A 25,110-nucleotide genomic window follows, 5' to 3' on the forward strand; every position below is an offset into this window, starting at 1 on the left:
TCCGACGGGGGCGGACGTCAGTTGGGCACTCGTTCCGCCGCCGTGGGCGTGCCCGAGGCCACCAGGCGTTCGCGGCCACCGGCGGGGACGGCCCGGCGGTGGTCCACCGCGTGGGCCACGGCCGCGACGCCCAGGCCCAGGACGGCCAGGAGGGCGCCCGCGAGGGCGGGGGACGTGGTGCCGAAGCCCGCCGCGAGGGCGAGGCCGCCGATCCAGGCGCCGCCGGCGTTGGCGAGGTTGAAGGCGGCCTGGTTGGCGGAGGAGGCGAGGGAGGGGGCCGCGGCGGCCTTCTCCATGACCATGAGCTGGAGCGGGGAGCCGGTGACGAAGGCGGCCGTGCCGAGCAGGGCCACCGCCAGGGCCGCCGTCGCGGGAGTGCGCATCAGCAGCGGGAATGCGAACAGGACGGCCACCAGGGCGAGCAGTCCGCCGAAGAGGGTGCCGCGCATGGCGTGGTCGGCGAGCCGGCCGCCGAGCAGGTTGCCGATCGTCGCGCCCACGCCGAACAGGGCCAGCAGCAGCGTCACGCTCGTCTCGGCGTAGCCCGCCGCGTCCGTGAGCATCGGGGTGATGTAGCTGTAGGCGGCGAACAGGGCGCCGAAGCCCGCGACCGTGGTGCCGAGTGCCAGCCACACGGGGAGCGAGCGCAGGGCGGCCACTTCGCCGCGCAGCCCGGCCGCGGGCGCCGGGGTGGCGTCGCGCGGCACGAGCAGTGCCAGGGAGGCGATCGCCGCGAGGCCGATCGCGCCGACGCCGAGGAAGGTGGCGCGCCAGCCGAGGTGCTGGCCCATGAGGGTGGCGGCGGGGACGCCGGCGATGTTGGCGACGGTCAGGCCGAGGAACATCAGGGAGACCGAGCGGGCCTTGCGCTCGGGGGCGACCAGGGTGGTGGCGACCACGGCGCCGACGCCGAAGAAGGCGCCGTGCGGCAGGCCGCTGAGGAAGCGGGCGGCCAGCAGGTAGTGCTCGTCGGGGGCGAACGCCGAGAGGGCGTTGCCGGCGACGAAGAGGACCATCAGGCCGATGAGCACCGCGCGGCGGGACATGCGCGCGGTGAGGGCCGCGAGCAGCGGGGCGCCGATGACGACGCCGAGGGCGTAGGCGGAGACCAGGTGGCCGGCGCTCGGGATGGAGATGCCGAGGTCGGCGGCGACGTCGGGCAGCAGGCCCATCATCACGAACTCGGTCGTGCCGATGCCGAAGGCACCTACGGCCAGGGCGAGCAGGGCCAGGGGCATGGGGTCGTGCCTTTCGGGGAGCGGGGACGGGCGGGTTATGTTCAGCTACGGAACAAAGTCTCCCACACCCGTATTCCGCGTCCCGCCTCCCGGGCCGCGTCCCGTCCTCCGGCGTGCGCCCCACCGCCCCGCCCCGCGACCGGCAGGTGGCGGGGCGGGGCGCCCGCGACCGGCAGGTGGCGGCCGTGACCGTCCCGGGGCGGTGCCTCAGGATCCCGTGGCCAGCCGGACCCGCGCCGCGACCGGCAGGTGGTCGCTCCCCGTCTCCGGCAGCGTCCAGGACTTCACCGGCTCGACCCCCTTCACCATGATCTGGTCGATCCGCGCCATCGGGAACGACGCCGGCCAGCTGAACCCGAAGCCGCTGCCCGCCGCGCCCTGCGTGGAGCGCATCTGCGAGGTCACGGCGTTCAGCGCCCGGTCGTTCATGGTGCCGTTGAGGTCCCCGAGCAGGACCACCCGCTCCAGCGGCTCACCGGCGATGGCCTCGCCCAGCGCGTCGGCGCTGGTGTCGCGCTGCCGCGCGGTGAACCCGGCCTCCAGCTTCACCCGCACCGAGGGCAGATGGGCGACGTACACCGCGACCGGCCCGGCCGGGGTCGTCACGGTGGCCCGCATGGCCCGCGTCCAGCCCAGCTTGATGTCCACCGGCGCGATGTCGCCGAGCGGGTACTTGCTCCACACGCCGACCGTGCCCTGCACCGAGTGGTACCGGTACGTCGACGCCAGCGCCTTCTCGTACGTGGGCACCGCCGAGGCCCGCAGCTCCTCCAGGGCCACCACGTCCGCGCCGGACGCGGCCACCGAGCGGGCGGTGCCGGCCGGATCGGCGTTGTCGGCGTTGACGTTGTGCGTGGCCACCATGAGGTCGCCGCCGCCCGCCGCCTTGTCGGTGAGGAGCCCGCCGAAGAGGTTGAGCCAGACGATCGCCGGGAGCAGCACCGCGATCAGCGCGCTGGCGGACCTGCGCACCACGGCGAGCAGGAGCAGCACGGGGACGCCGAGGCCCAGCCAGGGCAGGAACGTCTCGGTGAGGCTGCCCAGGTTGCCGAACCGGTTCGGGATGTGCGCGTGCGCCACCATCACCAGGGCCAGCAGCGCCGCCAGGGCGGCGACGACCAGGCCGCGGCGCCAGATCCGCGGATCGCCGCGCCAGGCGGCGATGAGACGGTGCGTCAGGCGCCGGAAGCGGGATTCCCGGCGCTCGGGCCCCGAGCCGCCGCCGTCCGTCTCCGTCACGTACGCCTGCTGCGCCATACCGTCGCCTCGCTACCTGCCGTGCACACCGTCTCCCCCGCGTCTAAGACCCTAGGGGATGATCGGCTTCTTCCCGCCGTCCCATGACGGCCGTACGGGCACGAGGACGACGAAGCACGCGCGGGGAGTTCCGATTGTGGCGTTCGTGACGGCCACTGTGACGAAACGCGCACAATCCGGCTCACCGGCGTGGCGCGTCGTCACCCGCCGGGCGCAGTCCCTCCAGCAGCCGGTCGACGATCTCCTCCGCCAAGCCCTCGGGCAGCTCGGCGCCCGGGCGCATGATCGTGCGCAGCAGCATCGGCCCGATGAACAGGTCGTTCAGCAGTTCGATGTCCACGTCCTCGCGCAGCTCGCCGTCCCGCCGGCCCCGGCGCAGCACCTCCAGCTGGGCGCGGCGGCGCGGCTCTATGACACTCGCGCGGTAGGCGGCCCAGATCTTCGGGCTGCTCTTCATCTGGGCGTAGACGTTGAGCAGGATGGCCGACGACTGGGCCATCAGGCCGCGCCGGCGCAGCTGTTCCAGCAGGGCCACCAGGTCGTCGCGCATGGAGGTGCCGGGGAGTTCGGGGTCGGGCGGCTCGGCGGCGCGGACCACGTCGACGAACAGCTCCTCCTTGCCGGGCCAGCGGCGGTAGATGGCCGCCTTGCCGACGCCCGCGGTGCGGGCGATCCGCTCGATGGACAGCTCCGCCAGCGGCACGCCGTCCTCCAGCAGTCGCATCACGCCCTCGATGATGGCCCGCTCCACCGCCTCGCTGCGGGGCCGCCCCCGCGCGGGGGCGCCGTGACCGGGGCTTGATGCGGCGAGGCGGTTCACTGGGCAGGTCCTTTCGTGCGGTGCCGTGATTCTCCCGTACACCGGTCCCCGGCCGCCCGGAACCCGCCGCCCCGCCCCCGGTCCCCGGTGCCGGCCCCGGCACCGGGGACCCCGGCCGGAGGCCCTAGGACCGGTCGCCCAGGGGGACGGGGGCCGGTTCGGCGGCGGTGCCGTCCGGGGCCGGCGCGGGCGGGCGGCCCGGGAGGAAGAGCGCCACCACCAGGGCGCCGGCCAGTGCCACGGCCGCCCCGCACAGGGCGGTGAGGTGCATGGCGTGCAGGAAGGCGTCGTGGGCGGGGGCGATCAGGGCGTCGCCGCGGGGGCCCAGGCGGGCGGCGACGGCGAGGGTGCCCTCGATGGACTCGCCCGCGGTGTGGTGGAGGGCGGCCGGCAGGGCGGTCAGCTCGTCCTCGATGCCGTCGCGGTAGGCGGCGGACAGCACGGAGCCGAGGACGGCGATGCCGAGGGCGCCGCCGACCTGGCGGAAGGTGTTGCTGAGCGCGGAGGCGGAGCCGGCCTTCTCGCGGGGCAGGGCCTGCATGACGACCACGCTGGTGGGGGTCATGATGTGGGCCATGCCGGCCCCCATGAGGAAGAAGACGGTCTCCAGCAGCCAGATCGGGGTGTCCGCGTCGAAGCTCGCGAAGGCGGCGAGGGTGCCGGCGATGACCAGCATGCCGCCGGTGGTGGTGGCCTTGTTGCCGAAGCGGTCGACGACGAGCCGGGCGCGCGGCGCGAAGACGAGCTGGGCGGCGGCCAGCGGCAGCATCAGCAGTCCGGTCTCCAGGGGCGAGTAGCCGCGCACGCTCTGGGTGTAGAAGACGGAGAAGAAGGTGACGCCCATCAGCGCGAAGAAGACCAGCGCGACCGCGGCGATCGCGGCGGAGAAGACCTTGTTGCGGAAGTAGGTGACGTCGATGGACGGGTGGTCGCTGCGCTTCTCGAAGACGACGAAGGCGGCGAGCACCGCGAGTCCCGCGCCGATGGCGGTGAGCACGGCCGGGTCGGTGAAGTCGGCGAGTTCGCCGCCCTTGATGATGCCGAAGACGAGCAGGACGAGTCCGACGACGGACAGCACCACGCCGACGGGGTCGACGCGGCCGGGGCTGGGGTCGCGGGAGTCGGGCACGAGCCACACCATCAGCGCCAGCGCGAGCAGCACGATGGGCACGTTGACGAGGAAGACGGAGCCCCACCAGAAGTGGTCGAGGAGCACCCCGCCGGTGATGGGGCCGATGGCTATGGCGAGGCCGACGCCGCCGGCCCAGATGCCGATGGCCTTGGGCTGCTCCTCGCGTTCGAAGACGTTCATCAGCACCGCGAGGGTGGCGGGCATCACGAAGGCCGCGCCGAGGCCCATCACCGCGCGGTAGGCGATCAGTTCGCCGGGGGAGCCGGAGAACGCGGCGAGCGCGGAGCCGATCCCGAACACCGTCAGCCCGCCGAGCAGCACCTTCTTGCGGCCCAGCCGGTCGCCGAGGAGTCCGGCGGTGAACAGCAGGCCCGCGAAGACGAGGGTGTAGGCGTTGATGGCCCACTCCAGTTCGCTCTGGCCGGCGCCGATGCCGGTCGGGGCGGGAGTGGAGATCGTCTTGATGGCGACGTTGAGGATCGAGTTGTCGAGCACCACGATCAGCAGGCTCAGCATGAGCACACCGAGGATGGCCCAGCGGCGCCGGTGCACCGCTTCGGGGACTCGGGTGGCGGGGGCGGCGGGACGAGTCATGTGCCGAGCGTAGGCCACTTACGATACGGAACCGTTCCGTTTCGCATCTTCTCACCGAGCTCTTACGCCACCGCACGCGCGGCCGTGCGGGCACCCGCGGGCGCCTCCCGGACGCGTGAGCCGCCTCCCAGGGGGTCCCCCTAGCCGAGCGTGGCACGAGGTGCCACCATGGAACGGTCCGGGGACGCCGTCAGGGCGCCTCGAGATGACGTAAGGAGCCGTTGCAATGACTCAGCTTTCGGCTGCCCAGACCGCGCAGAGCGGCACCTCCGGCGGCAGCAAGGCGCTGTACGGGGGCAAGGGCACCCGGCGTATCACCGTCCGCGACATCGCCCTCGCCAAGGAGCGGGGCGAGAAGTGGCCGATGCTCACCGCCTACGACGCGATGACCGCCTCCGTCTTCGACGAGGCGGGGATCCCGGTGATCCTGGTCGGCGACTCGGCGGGCAACTGCCACCTCGGGTACGAGACCACCGTCCCCGTCACCCTCGACGAGATGACCATGCTGGCCGCGGCCGTGGTGCGCGGCACCCGGCGCTCGCTGATCGTCGGCGACCTGCCCTTCGGCTCCTACCAGGAGGGCCCGGTGCAGGCCCTGCGCTCGGCGACCCGCCTGGTGAAGGAGGCGGGCGTACAGGCCGTGAAGCTGGAGGGCGGCGAGCGCTCCCACGAGCAGATCAGGCTGCTGGTGGAGTCCGGCATCCCGGTGATGGCCCACATCGGGCTGACCCCGCAGTCGGTGAACGCCATGGGGTACCGGGTGCAGGGGCGCGGCGAGGAGGCGGCCCAGCAGCTGCTGCGGGACGCCAAGGCCGTGCAGGACGCGGGCGCGTTCGCGGTGGTGCTGGAGCTGGTGCCGGCCGAGCTGGCGGCCGAGGTGACCCGGACCCTGCACATCCCGACGGTCGGCATCGGCGCGGGCGCCGAGACGGACGCCCAGGTGCTGGTGTGGACCGACATGCTCGGGCTGACCGGCGGCCGGGTGCCGAAGTTCGTGAAGCAGTACGCCGACCTGCGCCGGGTGATGGGCGACGCGGCGCGGGCGTTCGCCGAGGACGTGGTCGGCGGAACGTTCCCGCAGGAGGAGCACTCCGTCCACTGAGCCACCGCGGTAACCCGGCAGCCCCGCCGATCGTCCCCCGTCGGCGGGGCTGTCCCGTTCCCCGGCCCGCCGGGGCGCGGGCTGTCGGCGGGCCTGTCGGTGACCTGTCGGCCGTTTGTCGGTGGGACCTGGCACTGTCGTCGGCATGACACGCATCGACGAGCGAAACGGCACCACGGCCGTCACCGTACGAGGGCTGGTGAAGCACTACGGCGAGACGAAGGCGCTGGACGGCGTCGACCTGGAGGTGCGGGAGGGCACCGTGATGGGGGTGCTCGGGCCGAACGGCGCCGGCAAGACCACCCTGGTGCGGATCCTGTCCACCCTGCTCGCCCCCGACGCCGGCCGGGCCACCGTCGCCGGATACGACGTCGTACGGCAGCCCCGGCAGCTCCGCAGGGTGATCGGCCTGACCGGGCAGTACGCCTCGGTGGACGAGAAGCTGCCCGGCTGGGAGAACCTGTACCTGATCGGCCGGCTGCTGGACCTGCCCCGCAAGGAGGCCCGCGCCCGCGCCGACGAGCTGCTGGAGCGCTTCTCGCTGACCGACGCGGCCAAGCGGCCCGTCGCGACGTACTCCGGCGGCATGCGCCGCCGGCTCGACCTGGCCGCCTCGATGATCGGCCGGCCGGCCGTGCTCTACCTGGACGAGCCGACCACCGGCCTGGACCCGCGCACCCGCAACGAGGTGTGGGACGAGGTCAAGCGCATGGTCGGGGACGGCGTGACCGTGCTGCTGACCACGCAGTACATGGAGGAGGCCGAGCAGCTCGCCTCCGAGCTGACCGTGGTCGACCGCGGCAAGGTCATCGCGACCGGCGGCATCGAGGAGCTGAAGGCGAAGGTGGGCGGGCGCACCCTGCGGGTGAGGCCGGCCGATCCGCTCCAGCTGCGCCCGCTGGCCCGCGCGCTGGACGACCTCGGCATCACCGGGCTCGCCACCACCACCGTGGACACCGAGCGCGGCACCGTGCTCGTGCCGATCCTCAGCGACGAGCAGCTGACCGCGGTGGTCTCCGCGGCCGTCGGCCTCGGCATCACCCTGTCCTCCGTCAGCACCGAACTGCCCAGCCTGGACGAGGTGTTCCTGTCCCTCACCGGCCACCGTGCCGGTGCCCCGCAGGACGCCACGCCCACCGACGCCCGCGAGGAGGCCGCCGTATGAGCGCCCGCCCGTCCCCCGCCACCGCCCCGAGCGAGGCGCATCGCGCCGCCCCTTCGGCTACCGCCGCCGCCCCGGCCGTCCCGGCCGCCGACACCCCGATCCCGCTGCGCGGGCACCTGCGGCACACCGGCGCGCTGATCCGCCGCAACCTGCTGTGGATCCGGCAGGACCCGGAGTCGATGTTCGACGCGGTGCTCATGCCGATCGTGTTCACGCTGCTGTTCGTCTACGTGTTCGGCGGGTCGATCGGGCAGGCGCTGGGCGGCGGTCAGGACGAGTACGTCCAGTACGTGGTGCCCGGTCTGCTGGCCATGATGGGGATGAACATGGCCATGGGGGTGGGCACCGGGTTCAACCAGGACTTCAACTCCGGTGTCATGGACCGCTTCAGGTCGCTGCCCATCGGGCGTGGCTCGGTGCTCTTCGCGAAGATCGCGGTGGAGCTGCTGCGGATGCTGGTCGCCGTCGCGATCCTGCTGGTCGTGGGCGTGCTGGTGGGCTTCGACGTCACCGACTGGGGCGGCCTGCTCGCGGCCGTGGCCCTCGCCGCGGCGTTCGGCTCCTCGCTGATGTGGGTGTTCCTGACCCTCGGTGTCGTCCTGAAGAACGCGCAGTCCGTGCAGGGCATGGGCTTCCTGGTGCTGATGCCGCTGCAGTTCGGCTCCTCGGTGTTCGCGCCGCCGCAGTCGATGCCCGGCTGGCTCCAGGCCTTCACCGACTACAACCCGCTGTCCACGCTCGCCGACGCGGCGCGCGGACTGATGGTGGGCGGCCCGGTGGCGCGCGACCTGTGGGTCACGCTCGGCTGGACGGTGCTGATCACCGCGGTGATGGCGCCGATCGCGATCCGCAAGTTCAAGACCAAGAGCTGACCGGGCGCCCCGGTGGTCACACCAGGGCGGCGGCCTCCTGCGGGGTGAGGCCGCCGCCCTCGGCGTACGCCGCCGCGTACTCCTCGGCGCTCAGCGCGGCCCGTACGGCGGCCACGGCGCGGTCGCGTGCCGCGCGTTCCAGGGTGGACCACAGATGGCCGGCGGGCAGCAGCGCGTCGGACGCGCCGAGGCAGCGGGCGGCGTCGCGGGCATCGCGACCGCCGCCGCAGCCGGCCATGGCCAGGGCGGCGATGACGAGGTACGCCGAGAAGAGCTGCGGGGCCATGGCCTTCGCCAGCGGGTCGTCGGCCTGGCGCAGAGCGAGCCGGATGCGCTCCCGTGCCTGCTCGTAGTGGCCGTCGAGGGCGTCCACCCAGGCCTCCTGGCCCAGGATGAACGCGTCGAAGACGATGAAGTGGGCGATGGTGAAGTCCTGGCGCAGCGCGCGCAGTTGCTCGCGGGCCTCGGCGGTGCGGCCGGTGAGGCTGAGCCAGCCGGCGAGGACGACCCGGCCGAACGGCATGGCCTCGTTGTGCGCGCCCTCCACGGTGTCGATCACCTCCCGCAGCAGTCGCTCGCCGCGCTCGGTCTCGCCCGCCTCCAGCAGGGCGCTGCCCAGCCGGGCGGAGAGGACCGCGTACTGGGCCCGGGCGCCGAGCCGCCGGGCGTGTTCCATGGCGGCCTCGTAGTCGGCCGCCGCCTGGCGGTGGCGGCCCTTGCGCTCGTGCGCCTCGGCGCGCGCGGAGAGCGCCTCGGCGCTGCCCCAGGAGTCGCCGAGGCGCTCGTAGATCTCCAGCGACTCGTCGGCGTCCCGGCCGGCGTCGCCCGCCCGGTCGGGACGGTTGGCGAGGACGTTGGCGCGCAGCTGGAGGCTGGCGGCCAGCTCCCATTCGAAGCCGGGCGTGCCGCGGCAGGTCTCGACGGCCGCGTCGAGGATGGTGCCGAGCCGGTCCATGCCGCCGGTCAGCATCACGGCGTAGAGCGACAGCATGCCGGGGTCGCGGCAGGTCTGCGGGAGGCCGGGGTCGTACACCTCGGCGATGATCTGGAGCTTGCGCTGGGCCTCGGGGCTCTGCCAGGCGTCGAGCTCGGTGTCCATGCAGGCCAGGTGGCCCAGGTGGACGCCGCGCCGGGCTTCCTGGAGGACCTCCCCGGTCATGGGGGGCGGTTCGGCGGTGCAGCGCCGCCACACGGGGAGCGCCTTGCGGACCGGTTCGGCGAACGGGTCGGGGCCGAGGTCCATGACGGCGCGGCACCAGGTGCGGCCCTCGATGCGCAGGTCGCGCATCTGCCAGTACCAGGCGAGCGACAGCACCAGGCAGAGCGCCTCCTGCTCGTCGCGGGCGGCGACGGCGGTGCGCAGGGCGGTGCGCAGGTTCTCGTACTCGCGCTCCAGCCGTTCGATGGCGGCGAGCTGGCCGGAGCCGCGCAGCAGCGGATCGGTGGTGCGGGCGAGTTCTCGGTAGTACGTCAGGTGGGCGCGCTCGGTCTCGGCGCGCCGGCCGGAGGCGTCGAGGCGTTCGCGGGCGTACTCGGCGACGGTCTCCAGCAGCCGGTAGCGCATCGCGCCGTCGCCGGAGGGGGCGGCCACCACCAGGGACTTGTCGACGAGGGAGCCGAGCGCGTCGAGGGCGGCCGGCCCGCAGACGGCCTCGGCGGCGGCCAGGTCGCAGCCGCCGGCGAAGACGGACAGGCGGCGCAGGACGTCCCGTTCGTCCTCGTCGAGCAGGTCCCAGGACCAGTCGACGACGGCCCGCAGGGTCTGCTGGCGGGGCAGCACGGTGCGGCTGCCGGAGGTGAGCAGGCGGAAGCGGTCGTCGAGGCGGTCGGCGATCTGCCGGGGGGTCAGCATCCGCAGCCGGGCGGCGGCCAGCTCGATCGCGAGGGGCAGGCCGTCGAGGCGGCGGCAGATCTCGGCGCAGGCCTCCGGGTCGTCCGCGACGTCGAAGCCCGGCCGGGCGGCGGCCCCGCGGTCGGCGAGCAGCCGCAGCGCGTACGGCTCGGGCAGCGGTTCCACGGGCCGCAGCACCTCGCCGGGCACGCCGAGCGGCTCCCGGCTGGTGGCCAGCACGGTGAGCCGCGGGCAGCGTTCCAGCAGCTCGGCGACGAGCCGGGCGGCGGCCCCTACGACGTGCTCGCAGTTGTCGAGGACGATCAGCATCCGGCGCCGGGCACAGTGCTCGACGAGGCGTTCCACGGGGTCGTCGTGGCGTTCGGTGGCCGCCCGGAACTCCTCCGCGCCCGCGCCGTGCAGCACGGTCTCGCGGGCGCCGATCGCGGTGAGCACCGCCTCGGGTACGGCGGCCGGGTCGTCGACCGGGGCCAGCTCCACCAGCCAGGCCCCGTCCCGGGCGGTGTCCCCCGCGCCCTCGGCGGCCTCCTGCGACAGCCGGGTCTTCCCGGCCCCGCCGGGACCCAGCAGGGTGACGAGGCGGGCGGTGGCCAGGTCGCCGCGGATGGTGCCGATGTCGGTGTCGCGGCCGACGAAGGAGGTGAGGCGGGCCCGCAGGTTCCCCGGGGGCCGCCCGGGGGCCGCGGCGGGCGCCTCGGACCGGTGCAGCAGCTCCGTGTGCAGGGCGCGCAGTTCGGGGCCGGGGTCGGAGCCGAGCCGGTCCGCGAGGAGCCGGCGCACCTCGTCGTAGGCGGCCAGCGCCTCGGCGGTGCGGCCGGCCTCGCGCAGGGCGCGCAGCCGCAGCGCCTGGAGCGACTCGTCCAGCGGGTGGGCGTCGCACAGCGCGGTCAGCTCGGGCAGCGCCTGCTCGGCCCGGCCGAGGGCGAGGGCGGCGGCGAGCCGGGTCCGGCGGGCGTCGAGCCGCAGGGTCTCCCAGCGGGCCGCCTCGGCGGTGCGGTCGGGCAGGTCGGCGAGGACCGGGTCGCGCCACAGGGCGAGGGCGTCGTCGAGGAGGGCGGCGGCCTTGGCGGGGTCGCCGTCGGCGAGGGCGCGGGCGCCGTCGTCGGCGAGGCGGGTGAAGCGGTGCAGGTCGACGTCGTCGGGGCCGGCGCCGAGCCGGTAGCCGCCGTCCACGGACTCGACGGCGTCCGCGCCGATCGCCCGGCGCAGCCGGCCCACCAGGGCCTGAAGGGCGCCCGGGGCGTCGGCGGGCGGGTCGCCGTCCCACACCTCCTCGACGAGCAGGGCGACGGGCACGGCCCGGCCGGCGCGCAGCGCCAGCACGGTGAGCAGCGCGCGCAGCCGCGCCCCGCCCACGGGGACGGCCGTGCCGTCGGGGCGGAGCGCCTGGGTGGTGCCGAGGATGCGGTAGCGCACGGGGTCCATTCTCTCCGGTGGCGAAGCGGTGCGGCCGGGCGGCCGGGCGCTCAGGACGGCACTTCCGGCCCGGCCGGCCCGCCCGCCTCGTTCCGGCGGCGCGGGCCCGCGCCGGTGCGGGCCTCGCGGTCCCGGAATCACTCGGGGCACCGGCCGGTCTCGTGCGGGGTGCGCGGGCCCGGCACCGGCTCCCGGGTGCCGTCGGGGCCCTGGGCGAGGCCGTCGACGACGAGGCGGATCGGCCGGACCCGGCCGGTGGCCTGCGGCCACCGGCTGCCGTGGGTCTCGACGGGGAGCGGCCCCGAGCGGCGCGCGGGCCCCGGTTCGGCGGGCGCCGGTTCGGCGGGCGCCGGCCGCGGGTCCCCGGACCGGGCGACGGCGCGGCCCGGGTCCCGGACGACCCGGGTCCCCCGGCCGGCCCCGGTCGCGTGCCCGGCGGGGCCGGTGACCGTGGAGGCGGGTTCCTCGCCGGGGACGAGCAGCGGCCGGCCGGCGTCGCCGGCCGGGAAGGGGGTGCCGCGCCACTCCATCTGCCATCCCGCGTAGAACACCCGCCACAGTCCCATGGACCCACCTTGCTCGGAACGGACACCTGTTCGCGAGACGTTTTCCGGGTACGACCCGTACGGTCGGGCGCATCCAGCCCCCGCCTCCAGCCCGCACCCGCGCACCACCGCGCCCACCGCGCCCCGAGGGGGAGCCCTGTGACCACCACCGCCATCCGACCCGGCGACCGGCGGATCAGTCCCGTCTTCGTCGGCATCCTCGCCGTGACGGCCGTGACCGGCTGGGCCGCCTGGACGGGGTTCGCCGAGCAGCCCGGGGTGGCCGTCTTCCTGTTCGTGACGTCGGCCTGGATCGTCTCGCTGTGCCTGCACGAGTACGCGCACGCGCGCACGGCCCTGCACGGCGGGGACGTCACGGTGGCCGCGAAGGGCTATCTCACGCTGAACCCGCTGGCGTACACGCACGCCCTGCTGAGCGTCGTGCTGCCCGTGCTCTTCGTGATCATGGGCGGGATCGGGCTGCCGGGCGGTGCCGTGTTCGTCGAGCGCGGGCGGATCCGGGGCCGCCGGCGGCACAGTCTGGTCTCGGCGGCGGGTCCGCTGACGAACGTGCTGTTCGCGGTGGTGTGCACGGCCCCGTTCTGGCTGGACGCGCTGGACGGGGTGCCGCGGGACTTCCGGTTCGCGCTGGCGTTCCTGGCGCTGCTCCAGGTGACGGCGGCGCTGCTGAACCTCCTGCCGGTGCCGGGCCTGGACGGCTACGGGGTGCTGGAGCCGTGGCTGCCGTACCGCCTGCGGCGGCAGGTGGAGCCCTTCGCGCCGTTCGGGCTGCTGTTCGTGTTCGCGCTGCTGTGGGTCCCGTCGGTGAACGGCGCGTTCTTCGGCCTGGTCGACGCGGTCCTGCGCGGCCTGGGCATCAGCGACCTCGACACCTACTGCGGCTACGACCTCTACCGCTTCTGGCGCGGCGGGAGCGAGGTCTGCGCGGTCACCGGGTGACGCGGCGGCGCTTGAGGTAGTACCAGCACATGTTGGACGACAGGCCCGCCATCAGCACCCACAGGATTCCCAGCCAGCTGCCCTGCACGAAGGAGAGCACGGCCGCGACGACGGCGAGGACGCAGACGGCGAGGGCGTAGAGGGCGAGACGGGGCATGTCGGTCGGCTCCTTGCGGGGGACACTGCGGGGTGGTGCCCCACCAGTGTCCCCCATGGGCTCATACGTCCGTGACCCGGAGCCCGGCGTGCGCCTTGTAGCGGCGGTTCACCGAGATCAGGTTGGCGACCAGCGACTCCACCTGGTGGGCGTTGCGCAGCCGTCCGGCGAAGACGCCGCGCATGCCCGGGATGCGCCCGGCCAGCGCCTGCACGATCTCCACATCGGCCCGCGCCTCGCCGAGCACCATCACGTCGGTGTCGATCTCCTCGATCTCCGGGTCCTGGAGGAGGACCGCGGAGAGGTGGTGGAAGGCCGCGGTGACCCGCGAGTCCGGCAGCAGGGCGGCGGCCTGCTCGGCGGCGCTGCCCTCCTCCGGCTTCAGCGCGTAGGCGCCCTTCTTGTCGAAGCCGAGCGGGTTGACGCAGTCCACGACCAGCTTCCCGGCCAGGTCCTCGCGCAGCGCCCGGAGGGTCTCGGCGTGTCCCTCCCACGGCACGGCGACGATCACGATGTCGCTGCGCCGCGCGCACTCGGCGTTGTCGGCGCCCTCGATACCGTGGCCCAGCTCCCCGGCGGCCTCCCGGGCCCGCTCGGCGGCCCGCGAACCGATGATCACCTTCTGTCCGGCCCTGGCGAGCCGGTGGGCGAGGCCCTTGCCCTGCGGGCCGGTCCCGCCGAGCACGCCGACGACGAGACCGGAGACGTCGGGCAGGTCCCAGGGGTCCTTGGCGGGGGCCTTCGCGGGGGCCTTCGCGGGGGTCTGTGCACTGTCGGTAGAGGTCATGGGCCGACTCTACGTCCGCCCCGGCCGCCGGACCGGGCCGGGTGGGCCGCGCCACGAGCACCCCGGGCGCCCGCGCGCCCCCGGCCCCGCGCCGGACGCCGCGGCTCCGTGACCGGGTCGGGCGAAATCGAGGTGAACGACCGGTAAAGCCCGGCCGCTTGCGGCAGTATGCGGACATATGGACGCCGTACGGGTCGCGCTGCTGCGCGAAGTGCTCGCCGGAACCGAGTGGTTGCCGGCCACGCGGCGGTTCGCGGGTGTGCTGCGCGGGTCCGTGGTGGCACACGGGGGCGGGCTGCTGCTGGTGGGGACGCCGGAGTACGAGCCGTGGCACCTCGCCGCCCATCTGGTGGACGAGGCCGCCTGGTCGGGCACGCCGGAACTGGCGCCGACGCTCGTCCGCCACGACGCCCGCCCGTCCGGTCCGGCGCACCTGGCGGTCGGGCCCGGCCGGATCGAGGCGGCCCGGCGGGGCGAGACGCTGCTCGTGGTGGCCCCGGACCGGGCGCGGGCACCGCTGCTGGAGCGGGTCCACGACGCCCGGCGGGCCGGGGTCACGGTGCTCGCCCTCGGCCCCGGCCAGGACGACGACCTGGCCGCCATGGCGCACGAGACGCTGACCGTGCCGGACGGCTCCGAGCTCGACATCGACCTCGTGCAGCACCTGGTCAGCGCGGCGGCCGGGGAGAACGCGCGGCCCGCGCCCCGGGGCCGCCGCCGGCTGCGCGACCGGCTGTCCCGGCTGGCCGACCAGCTGACGGCACCGCCGCCGACGCGCTGGTAGCGCGCCGGCCGGGCCGCGGAAAAGCGGTTGCCCGGGCCGGCGTCCCGCGCGGAACATGGCCCCTCGTGACCGACGCCCCCTCCGCCGAGCGGCCCGGGTCCGCGCCCGCCGGCCTGCGCGCCCTGCTCCCCGACCTCGCCCCCTGGCGGGCCTCCGCCGACTTCCGCCGGCTGTGGCTGTCCGGGCTGATCACCAACTTCGGCAGCTTCCTGACCTTCGTCGCGCTGCCGGTGCAGATCAAGGAGCTGACCGGGTCGGCGGCGGCGGTCGGCGCGATCGGTGCCGTGGAGCTGGTGCCGCTGGTGGTGTTCGGGCTGTACGGCGGTGCCCTGGCCGACGCCTGGGACAAGCGGAAGCTGATCCTGTGGTCGGAGGCCGGCCAGGGGGTGCTGTGTGCGGCGCTGCTGCTCAACGCGCTGCTCCCGACGCCCGCCGTGTGGCCGCTGTACGTGATCGCCGCGTTCTCCTCGGCGCTGACCTCGATCCAGCGGCCCGCCCTGGACTCGCTGATCCCCCGGATCGTCGCCCACGACCACCTGCCGGCCGCCGCCGCGCTGAACGCGCTGCGCTGGCAGGCCGGCGGCATCGCGGGCCCGGCGCTGGCGGGCGTGGTGGTGGCGTACGCGGGGCTGGGCTGGGCGTACGCCGTGGACCTGCTGACCTTCGCGGTGTCGGTGGCCCTGGTCGTCGGTCTCGGCCGCTCCCCCGCGTCGCACGAGGCGCAGAAGCCGTCCCTGAAGGCCATCGCGGAGGGCGCCCGGTACGCCTGGAACCGCAAGGAGCTGCTCGGCACGTACGCCATCGACCTGGCCGCGATGTTCCTGGCGATGCCGCTCGCGGTGCTGCCGTTCCTCGCGGACGAGCTGGACGCCGAGTGGTCGCTGGGCCTGATGTACGCGAGCATCCCGGCCGGGGCGCTGCTGGTCAGCTTGACCAGCGGCTGGACCTCGCGGGTGCACCGGCACGGGCGGATGGTCGTGGTGGCGGCGGTGGGCTGGGGCCTGTCGATCGCGGCGGCGGGGCTGGCCGGGGACGTGTGGCTGGTGCTGCTGCTCCTGGCCCTGGCCGGCGGGTTCGACATGGTCAGCGGGGTGTTCCGGAGCGCCATGTGGAACCAGACGATCCCGGACGAGCTGCGCGGCCGGCTCGCCGGGATCGAGCTGCTGTCGTACTCGGTCGGACCCCAGCTCGGCCAGGTCCGCGCCGGCGGCATGGCCGCGTGGACGGGGGTGCGCGCGTCGGTGTGGTCGGGCGGGCTGCTGTGCGCGGCGGGGGTGGCCCTGCTGGCGCTGTGCCTGCCGAAGCTGATGACCTACGACGTGCGGACCGACGAGCACGCGCTGCGGCTGCGTGAGCGGCGCGCGCCCGGGGCGGAGGCCGGGGCCGGGACGTCCGCGGCCTGAGCCGGGCGGGTCAGTCCTGGTCGGCCCGTCCCGGGGCGGGCGCGTCGTGCCAGCGCGGGTCGTTCTCCCACTGGAGGTTGCGTTCGCGTGCGCTCTCCATGGCGCGCTCCGCCTCCGCGCGGCTGGCGTACGGCCCGAAGCGGTCCTTGCCCGGGCAGTCCGGGCCCTCCTCGACCTTCTTGTGCTCCAGGCAGTAGTACCACTCGCCCGGCTTGCCCACCGTGCGCTTCTTGAACAGGGCCATGACCGGCTCCTTTCGCCACGGACATGGTGCCCCCATGTCCGCTGGTTAGACTCGCTGGCATGTCTGGCCAGTCGCTGCTCGTACCAGGGGAGCTGTCTCCCACCCGTTCCGTACCCGGAAACATCCGCCGCCCCGAGTACGTCGGCAAGCCCGCGCCGGCCCCGTACACGGGGCCCGAGGTGCAGACCCCGGAGACCATCGAGGCGATGCGGGTCGCCGGGCGGATCGCCGCGCGGGCGATGGCGGAGGCCGCGAAGATCATCGCCCCGGGCGTCACCACGGACGCTCTCGACAAGGTGGCGCACGAGTACCTGTGCGACCACGGCGCCTACCCCTCCACGCTCGGCTACCGCGGCTTCCCGAAGTCGCTGTGCACGTCGGTCAACGAGGTGATCTGCCACGGCATCCCCGACTCGACGGTCCTGCGGGACGGCGACATCGTCAACCTGGACGTGACGGCGTACATCGGCGGGGTGCACGGCGACAACAACGCCACGTACCTGGTGGGCGACGTGGACGAGGAGAGCCGGCTGCTGGTGGAGCGCACCCGCGAGTCGCTCGACCGGGCGATCAAGGCGGTCAAGCCGGGCCGGCAGATCAACGTCATCGGCCGGGTCATCGAGTCGTACGCCAAGCGGTTCGGGTACGGCGTGGTGCGGGACTTCACCGGGCACGGCATCAACTCGTCGTTCCACTCCGGACTGATCATCCCGCACTACGACAGCCCGCACGCGACCACGGTGATGCAGCCGGGGATGACGTTCACGATCGAGCCGATGCTGACGCTCGGCACGCACGAGTACGACATGTGGGACGACGGCTGGACGGTGGTCACCAAGGACCGCAAGCGGACGGCGCAGTTCGAGCACACGCTGGTGGTGACGGAGACCGGCGCGGAGATCCTCACGCTGCCGTAGTGCCCCCGCCCGCGGGGGCGTTCGCCCGGGACGCGGCCGTCCTCCGGGCCCCGGGCGGGGAGTTCCCGCCGTCCGCTGGGCCCGCGGCGGGGCCGGCCGCCCGGTGACGTCACCGTTCGAGGACGACGCGCCCCCCGATCTCCACCCAGCCGCCCGGCTGCGGCGCCGTCAGGATCTGGGACCCCGCGCCCTGCGTGATGTTCAGGGCACGGCCCAGCCGGTCGGTGAGCAGCAGGGCCGCCGCGCCGGTCGCCTCGTCCTCGTCGATGCCGTCGTCGCGGCCCGGGAAGGCGCGGGCCCGCACCCGGCCGGCGGATTCGTCCTCCCAGGCCCAGGCGTAGACCCACTCCCCCTTCGGCGGCACCGCGAGGTCGTCGACCTCCGCGGCCGTCGCGTACCGGCGCAGCGTCCGCGGCGGCACCCACTCCGCGCGCGCCTCGATCCAGCTGAACTCCCCGTCCTGCCGGGCCCCCACCACCCCGGCCGGTGTGACCAGTTCGGGCACGTCCAGCAGCCAGGCCGTGCCGACGCAGGGGTGGCCCGCGAAGGGCAGGCGCAGGGTGGGCGTGTAGATGTCGACGACGCCGCGTTCGGGGTCGTCGACGAAGACGGTCTCGCTGAAGCCGAGCTTCGCGGCGAGCGCCTGCCGTTCGTCCTGCTCGGGCAGCACCGATCCGTCGCGGACGACCCCGAGTTCGTTGCCGTATCCGCCGTTCGCCGCGCAGAACACGCGCAGCACGTCGTAGTCAGTCACCGGGGCATTGAAACACCGACGGGGCGCGCCGGGGGCCGGCCGGCGCCTCCGCCCGCCGGACGGGGAGCGGCACCCCCACCCGGCGTCCGGGCCCCACCCCGCCCCGGTAAGGTTCGCCCCCGGGAAGGGGAAGGTGAAGGAGCCCGATGACCACGGATCGCAGGCGTGCCCGGATCACTCTCATAGCGGCGGCCCTCTCGTCACTGACGGCGAGCGGATGTGTGGTGGTGCACGGCGAGCGGGAGGTGCTGCCCGCGGCCACCCGGGCCGAGGCGGCCGAGGCGCTGCGGGAGTTCACGGCCGCGTACAACAAGGCCGACAAGGACTACGACAGCACGCTGGACGCCGAGTACGTCACCGGGCCGCTGGCCGACATCGACGGCGCCCGGCTGAAGGCGGGCCGGGCCAACAACCCGGCGGGCAACCCGGACCACAGCCCGCTGGAGTTCTCGGACGCCGAGTACACCATTCCCAAGAAGGCGGGCTGGCCGCGCTGGTTCCTCGCGGACGCCAGGGCGAACAAGGGCGGCGAGGCCCGCTGGCTGCTGGTGTTCACCCGGGACGCCCTGGACGAGCCGTGGCAGGTGTCCTACCTGACGCTCGTCGAGCCCGGCGCCGTACCGGAGTTCAAGAAGGACGAGGACGGCTGGGCCGAGGCGGTGCCCGCGAACTCCACCGAACTGGCCCTTCCCCCAGGCGACTTGAGCAAGGCGTACACCACCTACCTCAAGGAGAACGGCCCGGAGTTCGCGCCCGGCCCGCACACCAGCCAGTGGCGGACCCTGCGCCAGAAGAACGCGCGCAAGCCCGGACTGGTGACCCAGTACATCGACGGCCCGCTGACCGACGGCGACTACGCCCCGGTCGCGCTGCGCACACGCGACGGCGGGGCCCTGGTGTTCTTCACCACCCGCCACTACGAGAAGCAGACCGCCCACACCGGTTCCGCCGTGCCCGCGCCGAACAAGAACGTGCTGGCGCTGACGACCGGCGAGATCAAGCAGTCGCTGACGATGGAGTTCGTCTCCAACGAGGTGGCCCTGGCCCCGAAGAAGGGCGCCGGGGCGCAGGTGACGGTCCTGGGACGGATCCAGGGACTGACGTCGGCGAAGGGCGAGTAGCCCCGCGGACGGAAGGCGCGTGGCCCTCCGTGACACCCCCTGGTGACGCGGGGGTCCCTAGTGGCGCAGGGGCCAGGCCGCGTTCGCGTGGTCGGGCTCCTGGCCGGCGTGGCGGGCGCAGGCGTCGGTGAGGTGTTCCAGCAGGGTCAGCGGGTCGGGGAGCGCGTGCTCGGGGCCGCGGACCCAGTGCACGGTCCGGTCGTCGCCGGGGAGCCGGGCGGGCGGGACGAGGACGTAGGAGCCCCGGCAGTGCCAGCGCAGGCCCGGGTGCTCGTCCATGGTCTCGGGATGGCAGTCCAGCTCGCACGGCCACCACTCGTCCTCGTCCTCGGGGGTGCCCCGGGTGAGGGTGAAGAACAGCAGGCGGCCGTCGTCGCTCTCGGCGACCGGGCCGACCTCGATCCCCGCGTCGAGCAGCCGGGCGAGCGCCTCGCGGCCGGCCTCCAGCGGGACGTCCAGGACGTCGTGCACCATGCCGGTGGCGGTGATGAAGTTGGCCTGCGGCTGGTGCCGGGCCCAGCGTTCGATCTGGGCGCGGTCGGTGGTCGACTGGGTCTGCCAGGCGAAGGACACCGGGTGCCGGGCGGGGGTCGGACAGCCGACGCGGTCGCAGGAGCACCGGTAGCCGGGCGCCGGGTGCGCGGCGGGCGCCAGGGGCAGCCCCGCGGCGGCGGCGGCGAGCAGCAGGGCCTCACGGCCGCCGTCGCCGGCGGCGTCCTCGCGGCCGCCTCCGCGCAGCCACTGGGAGAGTTTGCCCCGCAGGCCGGTCCGGCCGCCGAACTCCGCGCTCATCTATCCCCTCGCCTCGCTGTCGTGCGGAACAGCATGCCCTATGGTCCCACCATCGTGCGCCGCGGGGGGCCCAAGTCCCCAACCCGGGCATGCGGGACGAGACGTACCCCACACCCGCGGCGGGTCTCAGCGCGGGGCGAGGCCGTACAGCGCGTAGTCGACGAGGGTGTCGGTGTACTCGTGGGAGATCGGGCCGGTGCGCTGGAGCCAGCGCTGGGCGAGCGGGGCGACGAACAGCTCCAGGGCGATCCGCGGGTCGACGTCCGGGCGGACCTGGCCGGCGTCCTGGGCGGCGCGCAGGCGGTCGACGTAGAGCTGGAGCGAGGGTTCGAGCAGCCTGGCCACGACGGCGCGGCCCATCTCCTCGTCCACGACGCCCTCGGCGGCGAGGGCGCGGGAGGGGATCTCGAAGCGCGGGTCGAGCAGCTCGTCGACGGTGGCGCGCAGGACCAGCCTGAGGTCGGCCGCCAGGTCGCCGGTGTCCGGGAGGGTGTGGTCGCCGGGCCGGCCGCCGGCCTGCTGGTTGGCCTGCTCGGCGAGGTCCAGGAAGGCCTCCATCAGCACGTCGGCCTTCGACGACCACCAGCGGTAGATCGTCTGCTTGCCGACGCCGGCGCGGGCGGCGATGCCCTCGATGGTCGTCTTGGGGTAGCCGACCTCGCCGACGAGGCTCAGGGCGGCGTCGTAGATGGCGCGGCGGGACTTCTCGCTGCGGCGGGTGGCGTCGGGGGCGGGTCTGCGGGTGGTCGGCGGCATGGACCGAATCTATCAGGTTGACAAGACGGACCGTCTCGCCGCACGCTGGACCCGTCGATTGCGAGACGATACGTCTCGTCACGCTGAGAGGGAGGCGGGACACCATGACCCGAGGCGGAGCCGGAAACATGCTGGGCGTCGGCGGCACGCGGCGGAAGCTGAGCCGCGAGGCCCTGCGGGGCGGCGGCCGGGACGGCCGGGCCGGGGCGCACGACGCGCAGGCACGGAAGCGGGAGCTGCTGCGCCGGCTGCAGGAGCGGAACGGCCGCGACGCGGACGGGACGTCCGCGTGAGCCGGAGCGGTAAGGAGGAGGCAGTCGGAGGAGGAGTCCGTCGGCGGAGGAGGAGTCCGTCGGCGGAGGAGGCGGTCGGGGGCCGGAGGAAGCCGGGGGCCGGAATGAGCCGGCGTGGCGCTGAGGGGCGGGGGCGTGTCAGACCAGGCCGTCGGTGTCCCGCACCGGCGGCCAGGCGTCGCCCCAGTCGGCGTCGCGGGCGGCGCGGTAGTCGTCGCCGTGGCGTTTGGTGACGGTCGTCCGGCTCAGCCGCTCGCCGGGCTCGCACAGGTCGAGCAGGACCTGGCCCTTGCGGATCTGCGGCTTGCGGACCACGCGGGAGGGGGCCGGGGTGACGGGGAAGCGGGCCGCGGCGACGTAGCTGAACTTCTCGTCCTCGTAGGCGAGGGAGCCGCCCTTGACCTGGCGGTGCAGGGAGGAGCGGCTGACCCGGGCCGAGAAGTGGCACCAGTCGGAGCCGGGCGCGATGGGGCAGGCGGCGCTGTGCGGGCAGGGGGCGGCGATGCGGAACCCGGCGGCGATCAGGCGGTCCCGGGCGGCGATCAGCCGGGCGTAGCCGTCGGGGGTGCCGGCCTCGACGATGACGACGGCCTGCGCGGCCCCGGCGGCGGCGTCGACGAGGGCGGCGCGGTCGGGTTCGGACAGCTCGTTGAGGACGTAGGACACGGTGACGAGATCGGTGCTCTCAAGGGTGAGCGCCGCTCCGATCCGAGAGCGCTGCCAGCGGGCGTCCCGCAGTGCCGGATTCGCGGCGGCCAGCTCCCGGCCCAGGGCGAGCGCGGGCTCGGCCCAGTCCAGCACGGTCACCGGCCGCGCACCGGGCCAGGTCGCGCTGACCGCCCAGGTCGCGGCGCCGGTCCCGCCACCGATATCGGTGTGGCTGCCGGGCACCCAGCCGGGCGCCGCGTCGGCGAACGCCCCGAGCGCCGAGCGCACCGCCTCGAAGGTGGCCGGCATCCGGTACGCCGCGTACGCCGCCACGTCGGCCCGGTCCCGCAGGATGGGCGCGTCGGTCGGGGTCGCCCCCCGGTAGCTGGCGATCAGCCGGTCCACGGCCTGCGCGGCCCGCTTGGGCGGCAGCCCGTCGAGCAGCCCGGCGAGCGCGGCCCGCAGAGTCTCGGCCGGGGCGGTCAGGGGGGTGGGGGCGGGGGCGTTCACCCTGCGATTCTCTCAGGTCACCGACACACCCCCGCCGCCCCGCCCGGGGCCCCGCCCCCGGCGGCCCCGCCGGCACCCGGGCCTCGCGGGCACCCGGGCGGCCGTGCGTCGCGGGCGGCCGTGCGTCGCGGGCGGCCGGGCGTCGCGGGCGGCCGGGCGTGGCGGGCGCCCGGACCTCCCGAGCGGCCGGGCGGCCCGCGCCGACGCCGGGACCCCGCCAGCGGTCGGAAGGTTCCTCCAACGGCCGGACTCCGCCCGCGGTCGGACCCGCAAGCAGTCGCGGGCAGCCCCTCCGACGGCCGGACCTCTCCCACAACCGGGCTGCCTCGCCGACGGCCGGACCCCTCCTGCGGACCGGGCGGCTCTTCCCGCGGCCCGGCCCCGGGCACCCGCCGGCCGGACCCCGCCGACGCCCGGGCAGCCGCGCCGACGCCCGGACCCTCCTGCGGACCGGGCGGCCTTTCCGGCGGCCGGACCCCTCCTGCGGGCCGGGCGGCCTCGCCGACGGCCGGCCCCGGGCACCCGCCCGCCTGTCGGGGGGGCGGGTCAGGGGCCCCATACGGCTCGTGCCATCCGGGAGCCCGCCGCCGCGCGCGGTGCGCTGTCCGGGGGCCTGCGCCTCGGGTGGACGGTGTTGGCCAGCAGCACCAGGAAGGTGTCCGTCGCCGGGTCCAGCACCAGGGACGTCCCGGTGAAGCCGGTGTGCCCGGCCGCGCCGCGCCCCGCGAGGGCGCCCATGAACCAGGGCTGGTCCAGGGCGAACCCCAGGCCCGGCGGGGTCAGCAGCAGCTCCACGAAGTCGGGCCCCAGGATGCGGGCGGGCCCGTACGCGCCGCCCGCGAGCAGCGCCCGGCAGAACACGGCCAGGTCCGGGCCGGTGGAGAAGAGCCCGGCGTGCCCGGCGACCCCGCCCAGCGCCCAGGCGTTCTCGTCGTGCACGACGCCCCGCAGCATGCCCCGGTCGGCCTTGGCCCACGGCCGCCGCTGGTCCTCGGTGGCCGCCGCGCCGGGGCAGGGCCCGAAGCCGGTGGCGGTCATGCCCAGCGGGCGGGTGATGCCGTCCCGGACCAGGACGTCCAGGGTACGTCCCGTGATCCGCTCCAGGACGTACTGGAGCAGCAGCATGTTCAGGTCGGAGTAGCGGTACACGCCCGGCTCCCCGGTGGGCGGCTCCGCGCGCAGCAGGGCGAGCCGCTCCGTGTCGTCGGCGCAGTCGTACAGCGGCAGGTCGGGGCGCAGCCCGGAGGTGTGGGTGAGCAGCTGCCGTACGGTGACGCCGTGCCGGGCCGCCGCGCGGAACTCCGGCAGGTACGCGCCGACCTGGGCGTCGATGCCGAGGGTGCCCCGCTCGATCTGCTGCACCGCGGCGACCGCGGTGAACAGCTTGGTCAGCGAGGCCAGGTCGAAGGGGGTGTCGACGGTCATCGGCACCCGGGCGGTCACGGGCAGCTCCACGCCGGCGTCGCGCTGCGGGTCGTACGCCGCGTACCGCACGGCCCAGCCCGCCGCCTCCGCCACCGCGACCACCGGTCCGCGCCCGGCGACCACCACCGCGCCGGCCGCCCACGGGCGGTCCCCGGCGGTGAGGGCGCGCACCTCGTCGACGAGCCGGCCCGTCTCGACCGGGTCGAGCCCGGCCCGCTCCGGTGTTCCGCTGCGCAGTCTCGGCGTGCTCAGCGCTGCTCCCCCTCGCTCCGCCAGGGACGGCACAGGGCCAGGAAGCAGACCGCCGCCGCCAGCGCCGCCGACAGCTGGACGACCGCCATGGGCACGGCGGTGTCCTCCCCGGCGATGCCGACGAGCGGGGAGGCGATCGCGCCGATGAGGAAGGAGGACGTGCCGAGCAGGGCGGACGCGGAGCCGGCCGAGTGCCGGGTGCGCAGCAGGGCCAGGGACTGGGTGTTGGGCAGGGTGATGCCCATGGCGGACATCAGCACGAACAGCGCGGCGGCCACCGGGGCGAGGCCCACGTCGCCGAGGACGCCGAGCGACATCAGCAGCAGCGCGGTCGCGGCGAGCACGACGATCGTGAGGCCGACGGCGAGGACCCGGTCCAGGCGGACCCGCCCGATCAGCACCTTGCCGTTGATCTGCCCGGCGACGACCAGGCCGACCGAGTTGAGGCCGAACAGCAGGCTGAAGGTCTGCGGGGAGGCGCCGTGGATCTCCTGGATGACGAACGGGGAGGCGGAGATGTACGCGAACAGGGCGGCGAAGGCGAAGCCGCCCGCGAGCAGGTAGCCGGTGAACGGCAGGTCGCTCAGCAGGCCGCGCATCGAGCGCAGTGCCTCGCCGACCCCGCCCTCGTGCCGGTCGGCGGCCGGCAGGGTCTCGGGGAGCCTGGCCCACACCACGCCGGCGAGCAGCACGCCGACGGCGGTGAGCACGACGAACACGCCCCGCCAGTCGGTGACGCGCAGGATCTGACCGCCGATCAGGGGGGCGACGATCGGGGCGACGCCGGAGATCAGCATGAGGGTGGAGAAGAAGCGGGCCATCTCCACGCCGTCGTAGAGGTCGCGCACGATCGCCCGGGCGATGACGATGCCCGCGGCGCCCGCGAGGCCCTGTACCAGCCGGAAGGCGATCAGGGTCTCGACAGTGGGCGCCAGCGCGCACAGGGCGGTGGCGACGATGTACGCGGCGAGTCCGGTGAGCAGCGGACGGCGGCGGCCCCAGCGGTCGCTCATCGGGCCGACCACGAGCTGCCCGAGCGCCATGCCGGCCAGGCAGGCGGTGAGGGTGAGCTGCACGGTCGCGGCGGGCGCGGTGAGGTTGCGGGTGACCTCCGGCAGCGCGGGGAGGTACATGTCCATCGCCAGCGGGGGCGTGGCGGTCAGTCCGCCGAGGACCAGGGTCACCAGCAGTCCGGCGCGGCGCCGCGCATCGAGGGGCGGCCGCGCCTTCGGTGCGGCCGCCTGCGACAGTTCCGGTATGGACGCCCCGCCTTCGGGCATTGGCCCCTCCCTTTTTCCGCAGTCCGGTCCCTAT

Annotated in this window: 24 protein-coding genes; 9 read left to right on the plus strand and 15 right to left on the minus strand. The window is 74.8% G+C overall.

The genetic code is table 11. The annotated features are described in order from the left end of the window. Nucleotides 1-17: 17 nt before the first annotated feature. The 4 genes from SGLAU_RS10080 to SGLAU_RS10095 form a co-directional block, all read right to left on the minus strand. Nucleotides 18-1,238 carry an MFS transporter gene (locus SGLAU_RS10080; RefSeq protein ID WP_043500330.1) on the minus strand — a complete coding sequence of 407 codons (1,221 nt, stop codon included), beginning with the start codon at nucleotides 1,236-1,238 and terminating at the stop codon, nucleotides 18-20. Between the two features lie 207 nt (nucleotides 1,239-1,445). After that, a complete protein-coding gene (locus SGLAU_RS10085; RefSeq protein WP_043500332.1) occupies nucleotides 1,446-2,495 on the minus strand; it encodes an endonuclease/exonuclease/phosphatase family protein in 1,050 nt (349 codons plus the stop codon). Nucleotides 2,496-2,676: 181 nt separating this feature from the next. Further along, nucleotides 2,677-3,219, minus strand: coding sequence for a TetR/AcrR family transcriptional regulator (locus SGLAU_RS10090; RefSeq protein ID WP_099052924.1), 543 nt, complete (start codon nucleotides 3,217-3,219; stop codon nucleotides 2,677-2,679). A gap of 220 nt (nucleotides 3,220-3,439) precedes the next feature. Beyond that, nucleotides 3,440-5,041, minus strand: coding sequence for an MFS transporter (locus SGLAU_RS10095; RefSeq protein ID WP_052413688.1), 1,602 nt, complete (start codon nucleotides 5,039-5,041; stop codon nucleotides 3,440-3,442). Between the two features lie 226 nt (nucleotides 5,042-5,267). Here SGLAU_RS10095 and panB point away from each other — a divergent pair, with 226 nt between their 5' ends. From panB to SGLAU_RS10110, 3 genes are all read left to right on the plus strand, one after another. Beyond that, nucleotides 5,268-6,143 carry a 3-methyl-2-oxobutanoate hydroxymethyltransferase gene (gene panB / locus SGLAU_RS10100; protein ID WP_043500338.1) on the plus strand — a complete coding sequence of 292 codons (876 nt, stop codon included), beginning with the start codon at nucleotides 5,268-5,270 and terminating at the stop codon, nucleotides 6,141-6,143. A gap of 145 nt (nucleotides 6,144-6,288) precedes the next feature. Then, complete coding sequence (locus SGLAU_RS10105) at nucleotides 6,289-7,308, plus strand: ATP-binding cassette domain-containing protein (protein ID WP_043500341.1); 1,020 nt, start codon at nucleotides 6,289-6,291, stop codon at nucleotides 7,306-7,308. After that, the gene (locus SGLAU_RS10110; RefSeq protein WP_043500342.1) at nucleotides 7,305-8,180 is read left to right on the plus strand and encodes an ABC transporter permease; all 876 of its coding nucleotides are present in this window, start codon (nucleotides 7,305-7,307) and stop codon (nucleotides 8,178-8,180) included. The genes SGLAU_RS10105 and SGLAU_RS10110 overlap by 4 nt, the downstream gene beginning before the upstream one ends. Nucleotides 8,181-8,196: 16 nt before the next feature. On the opposite strand, the gene SGLAU_RS10115 is transcribed toward SGLAU_RS10110, so the two are convergent. Both SGLAU_RS10115 and SGLAU_RS10120 read right to left on the minus strand, forming a co-directional pair. Next, on the minus strand, nucleotides 8,197-11,457 hold the full coding sequence (locus SGLAU_RS10115; protein WP_043500343.1) for a BTAD domain-containing putative transcriptional regulator: 3,261 nt from the start codon (nucleotides 11,455-11,457) through the stop codon (nucleotides 8,197-8,199). 128 nt (nucleotides 11,458-11,585) lie between these two features. Beyond that, a complete protein-coding gene (locus SGLAU_RS10120; protein ID WP_043506454.1) occupies nucleotides 11,586-12,014 on the minus strand; it encodes a DUF6578 domain-containing protein in 429 nt (142 codons plus the stop codon). A 138-nt stretch (nucleotides 12,015-12,152) separates the two neighbouring features. Between SGLAU_RS10120 and SGLAU_RS10125 the strand changes: the two genes are divergently transcribed. Further along, on the plus strand, nucleotides 12,153-12,953 hold the full coding sequence (locus SGLAU_RS10125) for a site-2 protease family protein (RefSeq protein WP_043500344.1): 801 nt from the start codon (nucleotides 12,153-12,155) through the stop codon (nucleotides 12,951-12,953). On the opposite strand, the gene SGLAU_RS33495 is transcribed toward SGLAU_RS10125, so the two are convergent. After that, nucleotides 12,943-13,110, minus strand: a complete 168-nt coding sequence (locus SGLAU_RS33495; protein ID WP_412556223.1) for a hypothetical protein — start codon at nucleotides 13,108-13,110, stop codon at nucleotides 12,943-12,945. The two genes, SGLAU_RS10125 and SGLAU_RS33495, sit on opposite strands and share 11 nt — an antisense overlap. Before the next feature lie 61 nt (nucleotides 13,111-13,171). Then, a complete protein-coding gene (gene npdG, locus SGLAU_RS10130; RefSeq protein ID WP_043500346.1) occupies nucleotides 13,172-13,897 on the minus strand; it encodes an NADPH-dependent F420 reductase in 726 nt (241 codons plus the stop codon). 178 nt (nucleotides 13,898-14,075) lie between these two features. On the opposite strand from npdG, the gene SGLAU_RS10135 reads away from it, so the two are divergent. Continuing rightward, a complete protein-coding gene (locus tag SGLAU_RS10135; protein WP_043500348.1) occupies nucleotides 14,076-14,681 on the plus strand; it encodes a hypothetical protein in 606 nt (201 codons plus the stop codon). A 65-nt stretch (nucleotides 14,682-14,746) separates the two neighbouring features. Continuing rightward, entirely contained in the window at nucleotides 14,747-16,084 is a 1,338-nt protein-coding gene (locus tag SGLAU_RS10140; protein WP_052413689.1) for an MFS transporter, read from the plus strand. Nucleotides 16,085-16,094: 10 nt separating this feature from the next. On the opposite strand, the gene SGLAU_RS10145 is transcribed toward SGLAU_RS10140, so the two are convergent. After that, nucleotides 16,095-16,328, minus strand: a complete 234-nt coding sequence (locus SGLAU_RS10145) for a hypothetical protein (RefSeq protein WP_043500350.1) — start codon at nucleotides 16,326-16,328, stop codon at nucleotides 16,095-16,097. 59 nt (nucleotides 16,329-16,387) lie between these two features. Between SGLAU_RS10145 and map the strand changes: the two genes are divergently transcribed. Continuing rightward, the gene (gene map, locus SGLAU_RS10150) at nucleotides 16,388-17,245 is read left to right on the plus strand and encodes a type I methionyl aminopeptidase (RefSeq protein WP_043500352.1); all 858 of its coding nucleotides are present in this window, start codon (nucleotides 16,388-16,390) and stop codon (nucleotides 17,243-17,245) included. 109 nt (nucleotides 17,246-17,354) lie between these two features. Here the strand turns inward: map and SGLAU_RS10155 are convergent, their stop codons facing one another. Then, nucleotides 17,355-17,999, minus strand: coding sequence for a PhzF family phenazine biosynthesis protein (locus tag SGLAU_RS10155; protein ID WP_043500354.1), 645 nt, complete (start codon nucleotides 17,997-17,999; stop codon nucleotides 17,355-17,357). Nucleotides 18,000-18,145: 146 nt separating this feature from the next. Between SGLAU_RS10155 and SGLAU_RS10160 the strand changes: the two genes are divergently transcribed. After that, nucleotides 18,146-19,120, plus strand: coding sequence for a hypothetical protein (locus SGLAU_RS10160; RefSeq protein WP_052413690.1), 975 nt, complete (start codon nucleotides 18,146-18,148; stop codon nucleotides 19,118-19,120). A gap of 57 nt (nucleotides 19,121-19,177) precedes the next feature. Here the strand turns inward: SGLAU_RS10160 and SGLAU_RS10165 are convergent, their stop codons facing one another. After that, nucleotides 19,178-19,912 carry a bifunctional DNA primase/polymerase gene (locus tag SGLAU_RS10165; RefSeq protein WP_043500358.1) on the minus strand — a complete coding sequence of 245 codons (735 nt, stop codon included), beginning with the start codon at nucleotides 19,910-19,912 and terminating at the stop codon, nucleotides 19,178-19,180. A 126-nt stretch (nucleotides 19,913-20,038) separates the two neighbouring features. After that, a complete protein-coding gene (locus tag SGLAU_RS10170; RefSeq protein ID WP_043500359.1) occupies nucleotides 20,039-20,668 on the minus strand; it encodes a TetR/AcrR family transcriptional regulator in 630 nt (209 codons plus the stop codon). A gap of 104 nt (nucleotides 20,669-20,772) precedes the next feature. On the opposite strand from SGLAU_RS10170, the gene SGLAU_RS33500 reads away from it, so the two are divergent. After that, nucleotides 20,773-20,961 (plus strand): DUF6243 family protein, encoded by a 189-nt coding sequence (locus SGLAU_RS33500; RefSeq protein ID WP_078957663.1) that lies wholly within the window; start codon nucleotides 20,773-20,775, stop codon nucleotides 20,959-20,961. 138 nt (nucleotides 20,962-21,099) lie between these two features. Here SGLAU_RS33500 and SGLAU_RS10175 read toward each other — a convergent pair whose 3' ends face one another. The 3 genes from SGLAU_RS10175 to SGLAU_RS10185 all read right to left on the minus strand — a co-directional run bounded on the left by SGLAU_RS10175 (nucleotide 21,100) and on the right by SGLAU_RS10185 (nucleotide 25,076). Next, nucleotides 21,100-22,119 carry a small ribosomal subunit Rsm22 family protein gene (locus SGLAU_RS10175; protein ID WP_043500361.1) on the minus strand — a complete coding sequence of 340 codons (1,020 nt, stop codon included), beginning with the start codon at nucleotides 22,117-22,119 and terminating at the stop codon, nucleotides 21,100-21,102. Nucleotides 22,120-22,665: 546 nt separating this feature from the next. Continuing rightward, entirely contained in the window at nucleotides 22,666-23,829 is a 1,164-nt protein-coding gene (locus tag SGLAU_RS10180) for a serine hydrolase domain-containing protein (protein WP_043500363.1), read from the minus strand. Next, a complete protein-coding gene (locus SGLAU_RS10185; RefSeq protein ID WP_043500364.1) occupies nucleotides 23,793-25,076 on the minus strand; it encodes a multidrug effflux MFS transporter in 1,284 nt (427 codons plus the stop codon). The genes SGLAU_RS10180 and SGLAU_RS10185 overlap by 37 nt, the downstream gene beginning before the upstream one ends. Nucleotides 25,077-25,110: the final 34 nt, after the last annotated feature.

The organism is Streptomyces glaucescens, assembly GCF_000761215.1.
GTDB classification, from domain to species: Bacteria; Actinomycetota; Actinomycetes; order Streptomycetales; family Streptomycetaceae; genus Streptomyces; species Streptomyces glaucescens_B.